The organism is Maribacter sp. Asnod2-G09 (assembly GCF_045063795.1).
Taxonomy (GTDB): domain Bacteria; phylum Bacteroidota; class Bacteroidia; order Flavobacteriales; family Flavobacteriaceae; genus Maribacter.
Window position 1 is genome coordinate 605718 of the sequence record NZ_JBEFOA010000003.1, and the last position, 20230, is coordinate 625947.

The window sequence follows — 20230 nt, forward strand, 5'->3', positions numbered from 1 at the left end:
TCCTTTTTTTTTTGGATTACAAACTCAACTTAAACCCTAAACGAACATTTCGTCCTTTAGTGGTAAACGAAACTACCTCTGTATACTCTTCATTTAAAAGATTATCGACTGCCAAGAATGCAGTTAGATTACTACAAAACTGATGCCTCAATTGTAAATTTGCTAAACTAAAACTATCTAAAGTTACGCTTGAAAATGTAGCAAAATCAGTATCGGTTCTATCGGATACATACTGATAAGAGAGTCCAACATATGTATTCTCTTTTATAGCATACCCAATAGTAGCGTTGATTTTACTTTTAGGTACTCTCAATGCCAAATCTTCTTTAGAATTGGTATAGGTATAATTAGCATCAAAAGTTAGCCCTTTAGTTAGTTCTGAATTTAGGCCTACTTCTACTCCATTAAAATGTGCGGTTTCAGCAGAGTTTCTATACTGACTTTCAAAAGTTGTAAAATCAATTGTAACATAATCAATTCTATCTTCTTCGGTTCTATTAAAATAAAGTGCATTAATGGTAAATGCATCTGATATTTTAAATTCGATACCTCCTTCTAAAGTAGTATCTTCTTCTGGATCTAAATCAGGATTCGCCCCAAACGGACCATATAACTGTGATAAGTTAGGTGCAATGTATGATGTTGCATAGCTACCTATAAATTTCAAGTATCCGTCGTTAATAGCTATTCTGTATGACGGATTAATGTTGTAAATGAAATTAGAACCATAGTCACTATGGTTGTTTAATCTAACACCAGCATTTACATTAATACCTTGCTCACCAACATACACTGCATTTAAATAAGGATCAATTGTATTAGAATTGTATTCCTCGCTAAATAAAGTTTGATTGTCTATATAATTTACACCAACTATGGTATGAATATTATCTGAAAACGTGTATTTATTAAAAACATCCAATACATAAGATTGAGAATCATAAGTTGCCGGAAAGCTAGATTCAAACGCTCTAGCTATCTGATTAAATGCTGTATTTACGTTAATACTTCCATTTTCATACTTGTAAGCAGAACTTAGTCCAAAACGAGATTGCTCACTTGTAAAATAGAAATCTGCATCTTCAATAGGGAAACCGTTATCAAAATCACTATTCAATTTGTTATAGAAGGCCGATGCGTTTAGCTCAAAGCGTTCAGAAAATTGATATCCTACTTTTAAGTTGCCATCTATTCTAGAAACTTCGTCTGATTCCGTACCTATTGCAGCCGATAATCCATCTGTAAATTGATGACCTCCAGATGCTAAAACAGATAATTTTCCATGCTTAGCTGTTAAGTTTACCGTATTCGAAATATCAGAAATATTATAATTCTGATCATCTTCCGTTTGGTTGGTTCCGAAACTTGAAATGACATCTAATGCAAGACCTTCTTTCTTCGCTTTCTTCGTCGTAATATTAATTACCGCCGTTGCTGCTGAATTTCCATAAAGCGTGCTCGCTGCGCCTTTTAAAATTTCGATACTTTCAATTTGAGCAGCATTCAATAATCTTAAATCATACTCTGCACTTGTACCCGATGGATCAGATACTTGTATACCATCAATAATGACCAAAACTTGGCGATTATTACCGCCTCTAACAAAGGTAGAAAGGTTCTGACCAGCATAACTTCTGGTGCCGTTAATTTCAATTCCGCTTTTCGTGTTAATAATTTCAGCAACCGAACGTCCCTGGTTTTGTTCCAATTCCTTTTGAGAAATGGTAATAACGGTCTTACCCGAATTTTCACGCTTTAATTCAAAACGCGAATCACTAACGACAACCTCATCTAATTGTAACGTTTTTGTAGAATTTTGCTCTTGCTGTGCTCCTACTTTTGCACATAACAATACAGTGACCGCAGGCCACAATAAATAATTTTTCATTCGTTTAAATTCATAAACGGGAGCGTAGTATGTCTGTACCCATACGCAAACCTTTATCCCGAAAGTTTAACAATGTTCGTTTGAATAAGGCAGGTCTCCTGACTTGTTTAATACTATTCTGCCTTCCCATGTTTTCCAAACCGGTTTGGATCCCAAAGTGACTTTGAAGAAAATAGTACCTTCTTAAAAAGAAGTATCAAACAAAATCTATTTGCCAATAGATAGGTTTGAAATAAACTTACAGTTGCGGGAACAGTTCTAGATTTTCACTAGATTCCCTTTTAATTTCATCACCAAAAGCAATGAAAACCAAAATTCATGGCGAAAGTAAACATTTAGTTTAATCTTTCTAAGTAAACTTTTATAATACTACTTTTGAAAAATAGACAAACCACCACCATGTTTAAACACTTACTTTTTATAAGTTACCTTCTTTTGTTATGCGGATGCAAGCAAGAGAAAAAAGACCCATTTTCGAATGAAACCGCTGCTAGCATTACACCTATACAATATGCCAATGGTTTTAAAATTGAAACTCAGAGTAGTGGCATTACTGTCATCAAGGTTTTAAAGCCTTGGGCAAATGCCGAAACTACCCACACCTATGCTTTAGTCCCCAAAGAAATTCAAACAAGCGTAACACTAAACAAAAATGAATATGATGCCATCATTTCAACGCCTGTTGAAAATATCGTGGTAACCTCAACTACTCATATTCCTGCTTTAGAAGAGTTGGGAGTTCTACATCAACTTATTGGCTTTCCCGATACCAAATATATTTCATCTACAGCTGCGCGAGAGAGAATCGATTCTGGAAAAATAAAAGAATTAGGTGTCAATGAAAGTATCAATACTGAAGCAGTTTTGGCGTTGCAGCCAGACCTTATATTTGGCTTTGCCATTAACGACGGTAATAGTACCTATGAAACCATACAACGTGCTAATATCCCTGTAGTTTATAATGGCGATTGGGTAGAAGAAACTCCTTTAGGTAAAGCCGAATGGATTAAGTTCTTCGCTCCTTTTTTTAATAAAACCAATGAAGCAAATGCTGTTTTTAATAAAATTGAAGCATCTTACCTAGAAGCCAAAAAACTAGCTTCTGAGACCAAAAAAAAACCTACCGTTCTAAGTGGAGCTATGTTTAAAGATATATGGTATTTACCTGGTGGGAAAAGTTGGGCAGCGAATTTTCTTGAAGATGCCAATGCTGATTACTTATGGAGTTCTACGGATGAAAACGGAAGTCTTTCGTTAAGTTGGGAGAGCGTTCTTGATGTAGGGCAACATGCCGAGTATTGGATCGGACCTGCACAATTAGCCACTTACCAAGAAATGGAATCATCTAGTCTGCATTATACACAGTTTGATGCCTTTAAAAACAGAAAAATATTTACCACGGCAAATACAAAAGGTGAAACCGGAGGAACTTTATACTATGAACTGGGGCCGCAAAGACCAGACCTTGTTCTAAAAGATTTAATTCATATTTTGCACCCAGGGCTACTGCCAAACTACGAACCCTTCTTTTTTAAGCCACTACTTTAATTGTCAAAAAAATCAACATACAATTTTCATTTCATAGCCTTACTAGTCGTATTGCTATTATGTTTTATTGTAAATATTTGCTTAGGCTCTGTAAACATTTCATTCGTAGATACTCTAAAAACGTTATTTGAAACAGCAACTAAAGACTCTTCTAGCTACTATATCATTTGGGAATATAGACTACCAAAAGCGATAACAGCTATATTGGTCGGCGGCGGACTCTCACTTAGTGGATTGTTGATGCAGACCTTGTTTAGAAACCCCTTAGCCGGGCCATATGTACTTGGCATTAGTTCTGGCGCTAGTTTAGGTGCTGCGCTCTTAATTATGGGGACTTCATTATTTTCTGGCGCATTTACCTTTTCCACTTTTAATGATATTACACTTGCCATAGCATCTAGTCTTGGTAGTTTTCTAGTATTAGCACTAGTTCTTGTGGTTGCAGCTAAAGTAAAAGATACCATGGCGCTATTGATTATCGGACTCATGTTTGGCAGTATAACAGCTGCTATTGTAAGCGTACTTTCATATTTCTCTAAAGCTGAAAAATTACAACAATACATTTTTTGGTCATTTGGTAGTTTAGGTAATTTATCTTGGGCACAATTACTAATAGTCGCGCTTTGTACTATAATAGGAATTTTTCTAAGCATCATTTCCATTAAACCTTTAAATGCTTTTTTGCTCGGGGAGAATTACGCTAAGAGCTTAGGCATAGGTTTACAGAAATCGCGCTATATAATTATAATTGCCACAGGGTTATTGGCGGGATCAATTACTGCCTTTGCCGGTCCTATTGCCTTTGTCGGATTAGCCGTACCACACATTACCAAACAACTATTTCACACTACGGATCATAAAATTCAAATACCCGCTGTACTTTGCTGTGGAGCGATATTAATGTTGGTTTGCGATACCATTGCCCAACTACCGGGCTCAGTTAGTGTTTTACCTATTAATGCTATTACCAGTATATTAGGAGCACCAGTGGTAATATGGTTACTGGTACGAAAAAGAAAAATGATATTTTAATATAAAACTAAAGTCATCAACAACAAAAAATTAAATAGTATTTTACAAGTTGCCGACCTATCTATTGGGTATGATGATATAGTCATTGCTTCTGCTATTTCTTTTGAACTACAGAAAGGGGAACTCGCAGCTATTGTTGGTGTAAATGGCATCGGTAAATCTACATTACTTCGTACTTTAGGCAATTTTCAGCCAAAAATTTCTGGTGCAATACTCATTGAAGAAAAAGATTTAAAAACCTATAACGAACTACAAATAGCTTCTAAAATAAGCGTAGTTCTTACAGAACCTATTGCCTCTAAAAATCTATCTGTTTATGAGCTATTGGCTTTGGGCAGACAACCATACACAAATTGGCTAGGTAAATTGGCTGATGACGATATTTCAATTATTAATAAAAGTATTGCTCTTTTAGAACTAGAGCCTTTCTTAGATAAAAAATGTTTTCAGTTGAGTGATGGTCAATTACAACGTGTACTTATTGCTCGTGCCCTAATTCAAGATACCGATATTATTCTACTTGATGAACCTACTACACATCTAGATCTATATCATAAAGTTCAGATTTTAAAACTATTAAAATCTATAGCTCATGAAACGAACAAATCCATTTTATTTACAAGCCACGAAATCGAACTCGCTATTCAATTATGCGATAAAATGTTGATTTTAGATGGAACTAACAATGCTTTTGATCAACCTTGTAATCTGATAGCAAATAACAGTTTTAATTCCCTCTTCCCCACTGACACTATTTCTTTTGACCCAAATACCGGTTCTTTTAGAATTAAGAAATAGATATTTTAACATATATAAGAATTTAGATATGGTATGTTAATTAAAATATACCGGCTCTTTTAAACTTTACTATGCAATCAAGTATCTTTACCCGATTAGGTTAGCACACCAATGAACGAAATTTATATTTATTTAATAATAGGAATCCTTTGTCTTGCCTTAGGATATTTTTTAGGTAACTATATTCAGCTTCTAAAAACGAAATCTCGTCAAAGCACTTTAGAAGAACGTGAGCAACAAATGCTTAATAACCTTTCTGTTTTTCAGGATAGATTAAAAGAAAGTGAGAATCGTAAACTACAGCTACAGGCAGATAAAGAGCAATTAGGCAATCAGATTGTACGCTATCAGGCAGATTTAGAAAACTTGCAGCAAAAGAATAAAGAGCAAAAACAGGAAGTTGAAAAGCTTCAAGAGAAATTTACGAAGGAGTTTGAAAATCTTGCCAATAAAATATTAGAAGAAAAGAGCTTAAAATTTACGGAACGTAATGAAAAGAATATCAAAAACATTCTTACTCCGTTAAATGAAAAAATCCTCCTTTTTGAAAAGAAAGTCGAAGAAAGTCAGAAAGAAAACATCAGTATACATTCGGCTTTAAAAGAGCAATTACTAAACCTGCAGACTCAGAACATTAAAATTACCCAAGAAGCAGAGAACTTGACCAAAGCTTTAAAAGGTGACAGTAAAATGCAAGGTAACTGGGGCGAGCTGGTATTGGAGCGTGTGTTAGAGAAATCTGGTTTAGAGAAAGACCGTGAATATACCGTTCAGCAAAGCTTTACTCGAGAAGATGGCAGCCGCGTACTACCAGATGTTATCATCAACTTGCCTGATGGTAAGAAAATGGTGGTGGATTCTAAAGTATCTTTAACCGATTACGAGCGCTATGTAAATGCTGAAGATGAACTCAGAGAGAAGTTCTTAAAAGACCATATCAACTCCCTTAGAAGACACGTAGATCAATTATCTGCCAAGAAATATGAGGATTTATATGAAATGGAGAGTCCCGATTTTGTTTTAATGTTCGTACCTATTGAACCTGCCTTTGCTATTGCTATAAATCAAGATAATTCTTTATACAATAAAGCTTTTGAGCAAAATATTATTATTGTTACTCCTTCAACACTTCTTGCTACCTTGCGCACCATTGATAGCATGTGGAATAATGAGAAGCAACAACGAAATGCTATTGAAATTGCACGACAAGCGGGTGCTCTTTATGATAAATTTGAAGGCTTCGTTGGTGACTTAATGAAAGTAGGCAAGAAAATGGACGACGCTAAAGATGAATACCGTGGAGCAATGAATAAATTAGTCGATGGCCGTGGCAACATTATCACTAGTATAGAAAAGCTTAAAAAAATGGGTGCGAAAGCGAAAAAATCTATTCCCGAATCATTAATTAATCGCGCCGTTGAAGATGACGATTTCGAAGAAGAACCTAAATTAAAACTATAAAACCAACCATTAATAATATATTAAAACTAAACACATGAAAAAGATAGTATCATTACTTTTATTAAGCGTAGTCTTTATTGGTGCGCTGTATTACGCCTTTATATACTTTGTAACCTTTAGTGAGGGTGTACGCTCAGGAGAACTCATTAAAATTAGTCATAAAGGTGTCATGGCAAAAACTTGGGAAGGTGAAATAAGCCAAGGAATTTCTGGCGCTCAAATATTCTCTTTTTCTGTATTGGACAAAGACAAAGAAGTAATTGAAAAATTACAAGAATATCAAGGTCAGTATGTAAAAGTAAGCTACGTAGAACGCTATACAACCTTCTTTTGGCTTGGTGATTCTAAATATTTTGTTACCGAAGTTCAAGCAGAAAAATCACCTCATGTCAGAAATTAAGAAAGAAACTATTAAGTCTATGGAAAAGTTTAAAAGCGTAAGAGAGTCTAGAGTTTCTATAACAGAGTTGATGCTTCCATCCCATTCTAATTTTGGAGGAAAAGTACATGGTGGACATATCCTGAACCTAATGGATCAAATTGCCTTTGCTTGCGCATCTAAACATTCGCAGCAATACTGTGTAACAGCATCGGTTAACCGAGTAAATTTCTTGAACCCTATTGAAGTGGGAGAATTGGTTACCTTGAAGGCAAGTATTAATTATACAGGGCGTACCTCTATGGTAGTTGGTGTTCGTGTAGAATCAGAAAATATTACATCTGGCACAAAGAAACACTGTAACTCCTCTTACTTTACTATGGTAGCAAAGGGAACAGATGGTAAAAATGTTCCCGTACCAGGATTAATAATTTCTGATGATCAAGGAGTCAGAAGATTTGCACGTAGCAAATACCGTAAATTAGAAGCTCAAGAAAGAGACACTAAATTTGAATCTAAATCTTTTAATTCTGAAGATTATTTAAAAGAGCTTCAATCTGAAAATATTAAGATTGAAATGAAGTAAGAAGCTTTGCCGCGGCAGCATCTAAAAACCAGACCAAGTCTTTTGTTTTAGGTGCTACGTGACTAGCAGGGTATTCTAAATAACCTTCTTCCCTATCTATAATAATTTTTACCTTTTCTGCCTTGCTTTCGCCAGTTACCAAAAAAGCTACAGTTTTAGCATTATTGATTATTCTACCGGTAAGTGAAACTCGTCTTTGACCAGATTCTGGGTGAATAGCTACTTCGCAATTATCGGGTGAAACCCAAAGATTTATCTCATGTGGAAAAATAGATGCCGTATGACCGTCATCGCCCATACCAAGAATCACTAAATCGAATTGAGGTAACCCTAATGCTTTTGGTAATTCTTTATCCAACAAATCGCCATAACGTTTGGCTTCTTCCTTAGGATTGTTTTCTCCTTTTATTCTATGAATGTTCTCCCGTGGTATATCTACTTTAGAAATTAGGTGTTCTATCGTCATTTTATAGTTACTCTCATCATCAGTGGGTGCTACACATCTTTCATCGCCCCAATACAAATGAATGTTTTTCCAATCGACATCAGTAGAAAACTGTTCTGCTAATACGTCAAATACAATTTTAGGCGTACTACCACCAGATAAGGCAATGTGAAAAGCCTTCTGAGTATCTGATTTTTCAATCAAATATTTAGAAAACTCTTCAGCGACCTTTACTTTATTTTGATAAACTTTTAATTCCATTTTCTATCAACAATTAAATTAATCTTCTACCCTACTAGCAAATTACACAGTAACCAGATTCATCTGCTAAATTCTCGCTAGGGTTTCTCCATTCTCCTACACCTTCTATAAGCTCATTGGCATTCTCAGGACCCCAAACTCCGGCTGCATAACCGTACATTTTTACATCCTTACCATTTTTCCAATAATCTAAAATTGGATCTACAAATGCCCAAGCAGCTTCAACTTCATCTGCTCTTGCATATAAAGTAGCATCACCTTGCATCGCATCTAATAATAGACGTTCGTAAGCTTCCATTACATGTGTTTCTGTTAAGCTAGAATAGTAGAAATCCATATTAGCACGCTCAACCTCAAACCCTTGTCCAGGTACTTTTACTCCGAATTTTATTAAAATACCTTCATCTGGCTGAATACGAATAACCAATTTATTATCCTTGTTACTAATACCAGATTCCTTAAAAATTTGATGGTGCGGCGTTTTAAAATGAATCACTACCTCAGTAACTTTTGTAGGCATACGTTTAGCTGTTCTTACATAAAAAGGAACATCTGCCCAACGCCAGTTATCTACAAAGAATTTTACAGCAGCAAAGGTTTCGGTAGTTGAATTTTCATCAACACCGTCCTCTTCACGATATCCTTTTACTTCTTGTCCGTCAATTTTAGAAGACACATATTGTGCTCTAATGGTATTTTCAAAAAGAGTCTTCTCGTCATTCATAAGCCTAAGTGACTTCAATGCCTTCAATTTCTCATTACGAATTTCTTCTGCATCGGCACTCAATGGTGGCTCCATTACAATTAAAGCTACTATCTGTAATAAATGACTCTGAAACATATCTCTCAATGCACCAGATTTATCGTAATACCCACCTCTTTTTTCTACACCAACACTTTCGGCATTGGTGATTTCTACATGGTGTATATAATTTCTGTTCCAAAGTGGCTCAAAAATACTATTGGCAAAACGGGTTACCAATAAGTTCTGAACTGTTTCTTTACCTAAGTAATGGTCAATTCTGAATATTTGACCTTCTTTAAAATAGGTATGTAAACCGTCATTTAATTCTTTGGCAGATTCTAAACTATAACCAAATGGCTTTTCAACAATAATTCTTCTCCAACCCGTAGATTCTTCATTTAAACCTTGATCCGATAAATTCTTTGCTATCGGCTCATATAAACTTGGCGGTGTAGATAGGTAAAACATATGATTACCTGCTGTACCATATTTCTGATCCAAATCTGATATACGCTTTTCTAGACGTTCGTAAGATGTATCATAATCTGAACCTAGGTCTTCGTAAAAAAGCTTATCTGCAAATTTTTGAATATAATCTGCATCGAATTCTTTACGCTCCTTTTCTAAATAAGGACTTTCTAGAACTACCTTATTTCTAAATTTTAAATCGCCTAAATCACTTCTGCTTACACCCAGTACTACAAAATTATCTGGGAGATCATTTCCCTTATATAAATTGAAAATAGCTGGTATAAGTTTTCTTGCCGTTAAATCTCCTGATGCTCCAAAGATTACGAGCATTTGATTTTCTGTCTTCTTCATTATAGGTTGATATTCTTTATTCTTCAAATATCTTAAAAAGTAAGCCATTATAGGGCGTTATTAAGATACAATTTGGATTTAAAGTCAATATTTTAAATTATTTTTGATTCTCATTATGTTACTAACAATAAATAATTAAGAATTGTAACATTTTGATGTATTCTAATTATAAAACATTCAATTTATGTACGATTTTGGTTTAGTAGGTCTTGGAGTAATGGGACAAAATTTTATCCTCAATGTAGCTGACAACGGATTTTCTGCCTACGGATATGATTTAGATGATGAAAAAGTAGAGGCTTTAAAGACTTTAGGAGGAGATGAAGAAAAAGTAAGCGCTTCTAGCAACATAAAAACGTTTGTAAAAAACTTAAAGCAACCACGTAAAATAATGTTATTGGTACCTGCGGGTAAAATTGTAGATGGTGTTATAGAATCACTTTTGCCACATATTGATAAAGGAGATATTATTATTGATGGTGGAAATTCTTTCTTTACCGATACCGACAGAAGAGAAGCTTATTTACAACAGAAAGGCATTAACTTTTTTGGAGCAGGTGTTTCAGGTGGTGCTAAAGGTGCTCGTAAAGGTCCGAGTATTATGCCAGGTGGTTCAAAATCTGCATACGAACATATTAAACCAATTTTTGAAGCAGTATCTGCCAAATATAACGGCGAACCTTGTGTTGCTTATTTAGGTCCAAAATCTGCCGGTAACTATGTGAAAATGGTACACAATGGTATTGAATATGGATTAATGCAGCTGACTTCTGAAATTTATGATGTTCTTAAAAAAGGTGGTGACTACAACAATGATGAATTGCACAGCACTTTCGCAAAATGGAACGATGGTAGATTGCAATCGTTCTTAGTTCAAATTACATCTGAAATATTCGAGCAAGAAGATGATTTAGTCAAAGGACGCTTAGTTGATCAAATTTTAGATAAAGCAAAACAAAAAGGTACCGGTAAATGGACTAGTCAAAATGCAATGGATCTTGGTATACCAGTACCATCAATAGATGTTGCCGTTAGCATGCGTGAACTTTCTGCTTTAAAGAACGAAAGAATTAAGGCTGATGCTTTATATGACAGACCTTTTGTTTCTCATATGGACAAAGAGAAACTAGAAGCGCTTACCGAAAAAACGTTATACTTTTCATTCATAATTACATACTCTCAAGGTCTTCACCAATTAGCAGATGCATCTAGAGAATACGGTTACGATTTAGATATTTCTGAAATCGCAAAAATATGGAGAGCAGGTTGTATTATACGTGCTGGTTTATTAGCCGATATTACTGAAGCTTTTAAAGCTGAGCCTAATTTGCCAAACCTTTTACTTTCTCCAAATTTTGTAAGCAAAGTAAAAGAAACGGTTGATGCTGCTAGAGAACTAGTTGCTTTTGGTGCTCAAAACGGTATTCCGTTACCTGGCCTATCAAATTCACTTACATATTTTGATGCCTACACTTCTAGCAAATTACCTTTAAACCTTATTCAAGCGCAACGCGATTACTTTGGTTCTCACACTTATGAGCGTTTAGACCGTGAAGGTATTTTTCATACAGAATGGGAAGATTAAAAATCAACATTTGAAAAAATATAAAACTGTTTTAAATAGCATTTGCCTTTCACTGATTGTGGCTACGACTGTACTATCGTGTAAAGAGGTTTCAAAAGAAGAAGTTCCGGTTGAAATTCTAGATAACCATACTCTTGATAGAAAGGCAAATGCTATTTTAATAGATTCTCTTGTTAGGCAGGTTTATGTGCCTATATATTCTGATATATACAACCAAACCAGAGATACTAGAACATTACTTACCGCTACCTTAAGTATTAGAAACACAAGTTTAAAGGATAGTCTATTCGTAAGCAAAATAGATTACTACAATACACAAGGCGATTTGGTTAGAAGTTATATCGACTCCCCTATTTATCTTACTCCAATGGAGTCTATTGATTATGTTATTGAACAACAAGATACTTCTGGCGGTAGTGGCGCTAATTTTTTGATTGATTGGTACTCTAAAAAACAACTCAATCCGTTGTTTCAAGCAGTCATGGTTGGTGGTTTAGGCGCACAAGCTTTTTCTTTTACTACAGAAGGTATTGAGATAATTGAGTAACTTATTTACTTACTTTAAAACACCACTAGGCAATTATAGTCTACAATTCATACTTAACATATGTATTCTATTTACGTTATTGAATTATCTAAAAAAGTGTTTACCGAGAATAGAAAATTTAGAGAGGCGAATCCGCAATTTAACGGCGTATTAGAGTGCCTTTATGTTGGCATGACAAGCAAAACACCTAAAGAGCGTTTTGATCAACATAAAAATGGAACCTTAAGTAAAAAAGGACATAATATATCTTCAAAAATTGTACAGAAATACGGTTTGTATCTACGCGGCAGTCTTTTTAATCATATCGACCCAATTAAAACAAAAGCCGAAGCTTTGAAATTGGAAGAGCAATTGGCACTTGAGCTTCGACGCAAAAAGTATGCGGTATGGTTTAACTGATATCTTTTATTTTGGCAATGGCGTTACAGCATCTAAAAGTTCATCTTCCATACCATAATATTTTAGCGCAAAACCAAATGCAATAACCGATAGTATAACGCCAATGAGAAACACCGTATACGTCCACCGTAACAATCTATATTTCTCTTGTAATACTTTCCCCAGATAATATAAATCCATACTTAACGAATCATATATAGATTCTTTGCTTTTTATAATATCTCTTAGTTTTGATTTGAAGTCACTCAACTCCATCGTATGAAAATTTCCAAAGAACAAGAAATTAGTATCCTTCTTCTTAATATCCTCATCTACCACATCGTTATTACTCACTTTTGGTCGTGTAGCCAAAACAGACATAATCATAGAAGCGATACTAAAAAGCACAAAAATTACTGTCGGATATATTAGATATGAATTTGAAGGTGAATCTAATTTTGGTATTAGATTGGCCAATAATAGCGAAATAATAATTGCATTTACAGATAGTAAGATATTCGCTTTAGTATCAGCTATATCACTCAATTTTATATGATTTCTAAGCTCAATACGGTATAAGGATTGAATTGCGCGTTGCGGACTCTCATCTTTTAATTTTGCTTTTAATATTTCTTTCTTTTCGGTTTTTTCAGACTTCTGTAATTTAGAAATTAAGGCAAGTATATTTTCTTCTTTTTGCTCTTGCCAATTTTCTTTCGCAAAATCTGTATAATATCGATGTTCTATTCGAAGTTTTTCTAAATAATTTAATCTCCACGTATCTAAATCAGGAATGGTTTCATTAAAATTTTCCAGCTCTAACCGTAATAATTGAAGCATCTCTTCGAAGTCGTCCGATGCGTAAAACCAGGAACAAGCATCTTTTACAATGGCTTCAGCATCATTAGTAGGCTTATCATTTTGCCATCCACTTTCTATCAAATGTGTTACAATAGTAATATCATGCTGTTCACAATTATTGTCTTTTAAAAAACTGGACGCTAATTTTACACTCTCTTTTATATGATTGTTATAATCCACAGCAAAACCCGCATGAAGAAACCATGTAGACAACAATACATTATTTTTATCAAAACTTTCAGTAGTTGAAAATTCTAATACTTTTTTGGCTTTATTGACTGTTTTATTGGTGTAACCTTGGCTATGATAAAGAAAGTTCTTGTTCATCTGATCAGATAACAAGTTTTTTATATATTTTTCAGCTGCTACCAATACAGTTTCATTCATAACTTCAAGTTTGTTAATTCAAATATTCTATGCGAAGATTACTCACTAGCGCAATCAAAACATGCCATTTGAGCTTTGGTCATTTTTACATCTTCAGATCCTTTTAAAGCTTTGGTCAATGCTTCACTTTCCACTAATTCTTGCTGAAATAGTATTGCATAATCTACAAGATTGTTTCTTCTACTTTTGATTTTAGCAATGAGTTCTTTTCCATCCAATTCAAAAATTTCATTTGACCATACCGAGAAAGATGCCTCAATAGCTTCATCTGTCAACAATTCTTGTAAAACCCTAGCTTCTTCTTCAAATACCGATGGCGGTATATCTCGCATAAAATAAATATCAAAAGGAGATACCAGACCGGATAAAAAATCGATTTCCTTTTCAAAAGATTGCACCTCTGGTAGAAATGTGTTGTTAGAAATTATTGTAGGCAAAACACCTTCAAGATTAAAAAAGGCATTATCTCTATCGCACGGTAAAGGAATGGCAATAATTGAGTCTACCCTATTTTCAATAGCCCAGCCCCATTGTTTAGCATGACGATCCCAATCACCTACTAACAAATCAAATAAACGTGCTCTAACCAAAGAATTTGCATGTATACTAACCTTGTTCGGATTCTTTATTTTCAACTTTTGTAAGTCATCTGTATCCATCAAAGAATCTACATTTTTAAGACCTAACCACTTTGCTTTACCTTTTGTTTCATATTCTAAAAGAAAAAGTCGATTTCCATATTTATCGTTATAATCTGAAAGTTGCTCTTGTTTTGGCAAGAACACCAACTTGGGCATCGTATTTAGAATTTTAGCCCTTTTTGAAAGTTCAGACACTACTAGTGCAGCATAAGGATGTTGAGCAGAAATACCATCGACCACAATATTTTCTATACCTAATGTATGTGCGATCTTCGGTACTAATGGTGAAGGGTCTTTAGAAACACTGCGCAACGTCATCAAGGTACCGTCATCTTTCCGTAACTTCAATGAATGCGTTTGCTGTCCGCCACCTTCTTCTAAAACTCTTGCATTACCTCTTATATCGTTAAGGTACAAAATAGAAACTTTTATTGGTGTGGACCATGCATTTCTATACTGCTCGCCCTGCATTAGATTTTTGATATCATTAGCTTCATATAAAGTACTTGCAGCAACTAAAACAGAATCATACTTTTTAAAATCTATCTCATCAACATCAGAAAGCCCTATAATCTCACAGGTATCGAATGTTTTACTGGTACTAGACAATGACCAGTATGTAAATGATGCAAATAGCACCATCAAAAAAACTATAATGAGAACAATTTTTTTCAACCTTTACAATTTTGCTTTAACAAAACAAGATTAGTAATAAAGGTCAAAATGGAATTACCTGATAAAATAATTTTTTAACCTTAAAAAGGGATTATCCAGATTATGAGGTAACTACATTAATTCGCATTAGCATCTGTTAAAATTGTGATGATATCTCAATATAAATTGATTAAATTTAAGGGTCAAGCAATTATTTAAACTTAAAGCATGTTTTTATGAACGGATTAATAATGGATTACCCACTTACTACAAACACTATCTTAAAATATGCGAATAACGCTTTTCCTGATAAAAAATTGATTTCATACTTACCCGACGGAAGCAGACATGAATACACCTACGGAAAACTATACAAGCGTTGTTGTCAGCTTGCTAATGCACTAAAAAACAAACTAGGAATAACTAAAGGTGATATGGTTGGCACATTTGCTTGGAATCATTATCAACATGTAGAACTATATTACGGAATACCCGGTATAGGTGCTGTTTGCCATACCATTAATATACGATTATCATCCCAACAAACAGAGTTTATAATCAACCACTCTGAAGACAAAGTAATTTTTGTTGATGCCACCCTAGTTCCTCTTTTAGAAAAAATAGCTCCTAAACTAGAGACTGTAGAAAAATATATAATTATCAATGCCCCAAAAGGGTTTACAACCACCCTACCCAATACTATACATTACGAAGATTTAATAGGAGAACAATTAGACTCTATTGAATGGCCAACCATAAATGAAAATGATGCAAGCGGCATGTGCTACACAAGTGGTACTACCGGTATGCCAAAAGGAGTTTTATATAGCCATAGATCAACGTACTTACACGCTATGACCATTTTATCGCCAAATGCGGGTAATTACAGTAATAACGATATAATATTACTTGTTGTTCCTCAATTTCATGTGATGGCATGGGGTTTTCCTTATATGTGTCTGTTAACTGGTTCAGATATGGTAATGCCTTCTTTACACTTACACCCAGATGCCATTATTAGAATTCTTGAAAGTGAAAATATCAACAAAGCTAACGGAGTACCGTCTATATGGAGGGGCGTGTATGAAGAAATGAAAAAGAATCCGCCGAAAACAAAACTTGCCTTAGAAGAATATTTAGTTGGCGGCTCTGCCCTATCTGGTAGTCTTATAGAAAACTTTGAAAAGGATTTCGGTATTAAAGGAGTTCAAGCATGGGGTATGACTGAAACCTCTCCACTTGGTACAGCTAGTAGACTTCAAAGAAAACATGACAGCCTTAGTTATAAAGAACAAATAAAAGTACGAGCAAAACAAGGAATTGAATTTCCAGGCATAGAAATGCGAATAATTGGTGATGACGGAAAAGTAGCTCCACGTGATGGAAAAACAATGGGAGAACTACAGGTTAAAGGAGCCTGGGTTATTAAGTCTTATTTTAAGACTAATAGCCGCGACAACTTTACTAATGATGGATGGTTTAGAACTGGTGATGTAAGCACAATCGATGCAAATGGATATATGGAAATTACTGATCGCACCAAAGATTTAATAAAAAGTGGTGGTGAATGGATATCTAGTGTCGCACTTGAATTAGCCCTGATGTCGCATGCAAATATTAGAGAAGCCGCCGTAATTGCAATACCTGATAAAAAATGGTCTGAAAGACCTTTAGCTACATTGGTTTTAGCCGATAAGAATAAACATGTATCGACCGAAGAGTTGAAAGATTTTTTATCCAAAGAATTTGCTAGCTATCAAATACCCGACAATTATGTTATTATAGATGAAGTACCTAAAACAAGTGTCGGTAAATTTGATAAAAAAGAAATTAGAAGATTATATGCAGAAGGGAAACTTTAAATAAATTAAAGTTCCCCTTCTACTATATTATAAGTCTAACAATAAGACTATTTACTTAAGTACATTTTACGTCTTGCATAAAGGTTGTAAAATTCATCGTCTTTAAGACTATCAATGAATAGAATGCTTTCTCCTGTACTTTTCATCTCAGGACCTAAATTCTTATTTACATTAGGGAATTTGTTGAAAGAGAATACTGGTTGCTTAATTGCAAAGCCTTCTAATTGCGGATTGAAGTTAAAATCTTTTACCTTCTTTTCGCCTAACATGACTTTAGTAGCATAATTTACATATGGCTCTTTATAGGCTTTCGCTATAAAAGGTACTGTTCGAGATGCTCTAGGGTTAGCTTCAATGATATAAACTACCTCGTCCTTAATTGCAAATTGAATATTTATAAGGCCCACTGTATTTAAAGCTAGCGCAATTTTTTTAGTGTGATCCTTAATTTGCTGCATTACCAATTCACCAAGATTAAATGGTGGTAATGTTGCATTTGAATCTCCTGAGTGAATTCCACAAGGTTCTATATGCTCCATTATACCTATGATATACACATCTTCACCATCACAGATTGCATCTGCTTCGGCTTCTATAGCACCATCTAAGTAATGATCTAGTAATAATTTGTTATTTGGAATTTTTCTAAGAAGATCAACCACATGTTCTTCTAGCTCTTCTTTATTGATAACAATCTTCATTCCCTGACCTCCTAATACATATGAAGGTCTAACTAATAACGGAAAATCTAACTTATCCGCTAATTCAGAAGCTTCATCTGCAGTTTCCGCAATACCGTATTTTGGAAAAGGAATATTATTCTTTAATAGCATTTCTGAGAACCTACCTCTATCTTCTGCTAAGTCTAAAGCATCAAAACTAGTTCCGATAATCTTTACACCATATTTAGATAATTTCTCAGCTAGTTTAAGAGCCGTTTGACCACCTAGTTGAACTATTACCCCTTCTGGTTTTTCATGACGAATAATATCATAAATATGTTCCCAAAAAACTGGTTCAAAATAAAGCTTATCTGCTGTATCAAAATCTGTAGAAACCGTTTCAGGGTTACAGTTAATCATAATAGTCTCATAACCACACTCAGCAGCTGCTAAAACTCCATGAACACAACAGTAGTCAAATTCTATACCTTGTCCTATTCTATTAGGCCCTGACCCAAGAACTACAATCTTCTTCTTATCGGTAACTATACTATCGTTTTCAACGTAACGAGTTCCATCTGGCTTTTCTATTTCAGCCTCAAAAGTGGAATAATAATATGGCGTCATCGCCTTAAACTCTGCCGCACAAGTATCAACAAGTTTATAAACTCTATTAATATTTAGTTCTGTTCGTTTGTTATATACTTCACTTTCATAACAATCTACCATATGGGCAATTTGTCTATCGGCAAAACCTTTTTGTTTCGCTTCTAACAATAAATCTTTTGAAAGTGTGGCAATCGTATACTTAGAAATCTCTTTTTCTAAAAAGTAAAGTTCTTCATATTGCTTTAAGAACCACATATCTATTTTTGTAATCTCATGAATACGACTTAGTGGAATACCCAATTGTATTGCATCGTAAATTACAAACACACGATCCCAACTAGGAATAGTAAGCTTACTTATTATTTGATCATAATTTTTATATCCTTTACCATCAGCACCTAAGCCATTTCGCTTAATCTCTAAAGATTGGGTTGCTTTATGCAATGCCTCCTGAAAAGAACGACCTATACCCATAACTTCTCCCACAGACTTCATCTGCAGACCTAAAGTACGGTCAGAACCTTCAAATTTATCGAAGTTCCAACGTGGTATTTTTACAATTACATAATCTAATGTTGGCTCAAATAATGCGGATGTTGATTTTGTAATCTGATTATCTAATTCATCTAAAGTGTACCCTATCGCCAATTTAGTTGCCACTTTTGCAATCGGGTAGCCAGTTGCTTTTGAAGCTAAAGCGGATGATCTTGATACTCTTGGATTAATTTCAATTGCTATAATATCTTCCTTTTCATCAGGACTAACAGCAAACTGCACATTACATCCACCTTCAAAATCACCTATACTACGCATCATATGTATAGCCATATCGCGCATTTTCTGATATGTTCTATCAGATAATGTCATTGCAGGTGCTACCGTTATAGAATCTCCTGTATGAATACCCATTGGATCCATATTCTCTATAGCACATATAATAACAACGTTATCGTTTTTATCTCTTAGAAGCTCTAATTCATATTCTTTCCACCCCATTAGGGCTTTATCGATCATCACCTCATGAATAGGAGAAATCTCTAAACCATAACTTAATTGCTCGTCAAAATCTTCTGGCTTATAAACTATTGATGCTCCTGCCCCACCAAGTGTATAAGAAGCTCGAATTACTAAAGGAAAACCAAACTCTTGAGCAATTTCTTTTCCCTTTAAGAAAGAAGTTGCCGTAGCCTGTGGCGCCATACCAACACCTATCTTCAACATCAATTCTCTAAACTGCTCTCTATCTTCGGTAATATTAATGGCATCGATATCAACACCTATTAATTCTACACCGAAATCTTCCCAAATTCCTTTTTTATCAGCTTCTATACAAAGATTCAACGCTGTTTGACCTCCCATGGTTGGTAAAACTGCATCTATCTGAGGGTGAGCTTTTAAAATCTCTACAATAGATTTCGTAGTTAATGGTTTTAAATAAACATGATCCGCCATTGAAGGATCTGTCATAATAGTTGCAGGGTTACTATTTATCAAAATAGTTTCAATACCATCTTCACGTAACGAACGTAAAGATTGACTACCTGCGTAATCAAATTCACATGCTTGACCGATAACAATAGGGCCTGATCCTATTAATAAAATTGACTTTAAATCTTTTCTTTTTGGCATTTTTGAGTTGAGTATTTTGGGAATTGGACAAAAAAAAGGTGCTACTTTAAAAAAAGTAACACCTAATATATTTTAAAAACTATGCAATCATTATTTCTTATGTCTTGTTTCAGAGGAAACAGTCAATTTCTTTCTTCCTTTTGCTCTTCTTCTTGCAAGAACCTTTCTACCGTTTACGGAAGCCATACGCTCACGAAAACCATGTTTGTTCTTTCTCTTTCTTTTTGACGGCTGATATGTTCTTTTTTGTCCGGGCATCTCTTAAACCTTTTCTATTTAAATTGAATTATTCAGAATTCTCTGTGAAACTGGGCGCAAATATACAAAGAGTTTTTTCTTTAACAAGTGATATGAAAAAAATATTTTTATAAATCCGTACGTCACAAAACGAAGCTTTTGATTAATTTTGCCCGAATTGAAATTTAGCGCCGAAATCGCTTTATTTTATTA

At 34.5% G+C, this 20230-nt stretch carries 17 protein-coding genes and 1 riboswitch; of the genes, 10 read left to right on the forward strand and 7 right to left on the reverse strand.

Annotated elements, in window-relative coordinates; translation table 11 throughout:
- Nucleotides 1-16: 16 nt before the first annotated feature.
- A complete protein-coding gene (locus tag ACJJVT_RS06745) occupies nt 17-1888 on the reverse strand; it encodes a TonB-dependent receptor plug domain-containing protein (RefSeq protein ID WP_405397424.1) in 1872 nt (623 codons plus the stop codon).
- 70 nt (nt 1889-1958) lie between these two features.
- Nucleotides 1959-2217: riboswitch (cobalamin riboswitch) on the reverse strand.
- A gap of 46 nt (nt 2218-2263) precedes the next feature.
- Here ACJJVT_RS06745 and ACJJVT_RS06750 point away from each other — a divergent pair.
- The 6 genes from ACJJVT_RS06750 (at nt 2264) to ACJJVT_RS06775 (ending at nt 7692) form a co-directional block, all read left to right on the forward strand.
- Entirely contained in the window at nt 2264-3436 is a 1173-nt protein-coding gene (locus ACJJVT_RS06750; RefSeq protein ID WP_405397426.1) for an ABC transporter substrate-binding protein, read from the forward strand.
- Nucleotides 3437-4468, forward strand: coding sequence for a FecCD family ABC transporter permease (locus ACJJVT_RS06755; RefSeq protein ID WP_405397428.1), 1032 nt, complete (start codon nt 3437-3439; stop codon nt 4466-4468).
- A 96-nt stretch (nt 4469-4564) separates the two neighbouring features.
- Nucleotides 4565-5266, forward strand: a complete 702-nt coding sequence (locus ACJJVT_RS06760) for an ABC transporter ATP-binding protein (RefSeq protein WP_405397541.1) — start codon at nt 4565-4567, stop codon at nt 5264-5266.
- A 111-nt stretch (nt 5267-5377) separates the two neighbouring features.
- Entirely contained in the window at nt 5378-6727 is a 1350-nt protein-coding gene (gene rmuC, locus ACJJVT_RS06765) for a DNA recombination protein RmuC (RefSeq protein ID WP_405397429.1), read from the forward strand.
- Between the two features lie 34 nt (nt 6728-6761).
- A complete protein-coding gene (locus ACJJVT_RS06770) occupies nt 6762-7127 on the forward strand; it encodes a 6-phosphogluconate dehydrogenase (RefSeq protein ID WP_405397430.1) in 366 nt (121 codons plus the stop codon).
- 19 nt (nt 7128-7146) lie between these two features.
- Nucleotides 7147-7692 (forward strand): acyl-CoA thioesterase, encoded by a 546-nt coding sequence (locus ACJJVT_RS06775; protein WP_405397543.1) that lies wholly within the window; start codon nt 7147-7149, stop codon nt 7690-7692.
- Here ACJJVT_RS06775 and pgl read toward each other — a convergent pair.
- Complete coding sequence (gene pgl, locus ACJJVT_RS06780; protein ID WP_405397432.1) at nt 7673-8398, reverse strand: 6-phosphogluconolactonase; 726 nt, start codon at nt 8396-8398, stop codon at nt 7673-7675. The genes ACJJVT_RS06775 and pgl overlap by 20 nt on opposite strands.
- 34 nt (nt 8399-8432) lie before the next feature.
- Nucleotides 8433-9965: a glucose-6-phosphate dehydrogenase gene (gene zwf / locus ACJJVT_RS06785; RefSeq protein ID WP_405397434.1), complete on the reverse strand. Its 1533-nt coding sequence runs from the start codon at nt 9963-9965 to the stop codon at nt 8433-8435.
- A 184-nt stretch (nt 9966-10149) separates the two neighbouring features.
- Between zwf and gndA the strand changes: the two genes are divergently transcribed.
- The 3 genes from gndA to ACJJVT_RS06800 are packed head-to-tail and all read left to right on the forward strand — an operon-like array spanning nt 10150 to nt 12496.
- Nucleotides 10150-11550, forward strand: coding sequence for an NADP-dependent phosphogluconate dehydrogenase (gndA, locus tag ACJJVT_RS06790; protein ID WP_405397436.1), 1401 nt, complete (start codon nt 10150-10152; stop codon nt 11548-11550).
- Between the two features lie 10 nt (nt 11551-11560).
- A complete protein-coding gene (locus ACJJVT_RS06795; RefSeq protein WP_405397437.1) occupies nt 11561-12097 on the forward strand; it encodes a DUF3124 domain-containing protein in 537 nt (178 codons plus the stop codon).
- A 60-nt stretch (nt 12098-12157) separates the two neighbouring features.
- On the forward strand, nt 12158-12496 hold the full coding sequence (locus tag ACJJVT_RS06800; protein WP_405397439.1) for a GIY-YIG nuclease family protein: 339 nt from the start codon (nt 12158-12160) through the stop codon (nt 12494-12496).
- A 6-nt stretch (nt 12497-12502) separates the two neighbouring features.
- Here the strand turns inward: ACJJVT_RS06800 and ACJJVT_RS06805 are convergent, their stop codons facing one another.
- Together ACJJVT_RS06805 and ACJJVT_RS06810 are read right to left on the reverse strand one after the other, a co-directional pair.
- On the reverse strand, nt 12503-13723 hold the full coding sequence (locus ACJJVT_RS06805; RefSeq protein ID WP_405397441.1) for a Pycsar system effector family protein: 1221 nt from the start codon (nt 13721-13723) through the stop codon (nt 12503-12505).
- Nucleotides 13724-13761: 38 nt separating this feature from the next.
- Entirely contained in the window at nt 13762-15006 is a 1245-nt protein-coding gene (locus ACJJVT_RS06810; RefSeq protein ID WP_405397442.1) for a hypothetical protein, read from the reverse strand.
- Nucleotides 15007-15254: 248 nt separating this feature from the next.
- Here ACJJVT_RS06810 and ACJJVT_RS06815 point away from each other — a divergent pair, with 248 nt between their 5' ends.
- Nucleotides 15255-16880 (forward strand): long-chain fatty acid--CoA ligase, encoded by a 1626-nt coding sequence (locus ACJJVT_RS06815; protein WP_405397443.1) that lies wholly within the window; start codon nt 15255-15257, stop codon nt 16878-16880.
- A 47-nt stretch (nt 16881-16927) separates the two neighbouring features.
- On the opposite strand, the gene carB is transcribed toward ACJJVT_RS06815, so the two are convergent.
- Nucleotides 16928-19780: a carbamoyl-phosphate synthase large subunit gene (gene carB, locus ACJJVT_RS06820; protein WP_405397445.1), complete on the reverse strand. Its 2853-nt coding sequence runs from the start codon at nt 19778-19780 to the stop codon at nt 16928-16930.
- Nucleotides 19781-19870: 90 nt separating this feature from the next.
- Nucleotides 19871-20038, reverse strand: a complete 168-nt coding sequence (gene rpmH, locus ACJJVT_RS06825) for a 50S ribosomal protein L34 (RefSeq protein WP_027067351.1) — start codon at nt 20036-20038, stop codon at nt 19871-19873.
- Nucleotides 20039-20230: the final 192 nt, after the last annotated feature.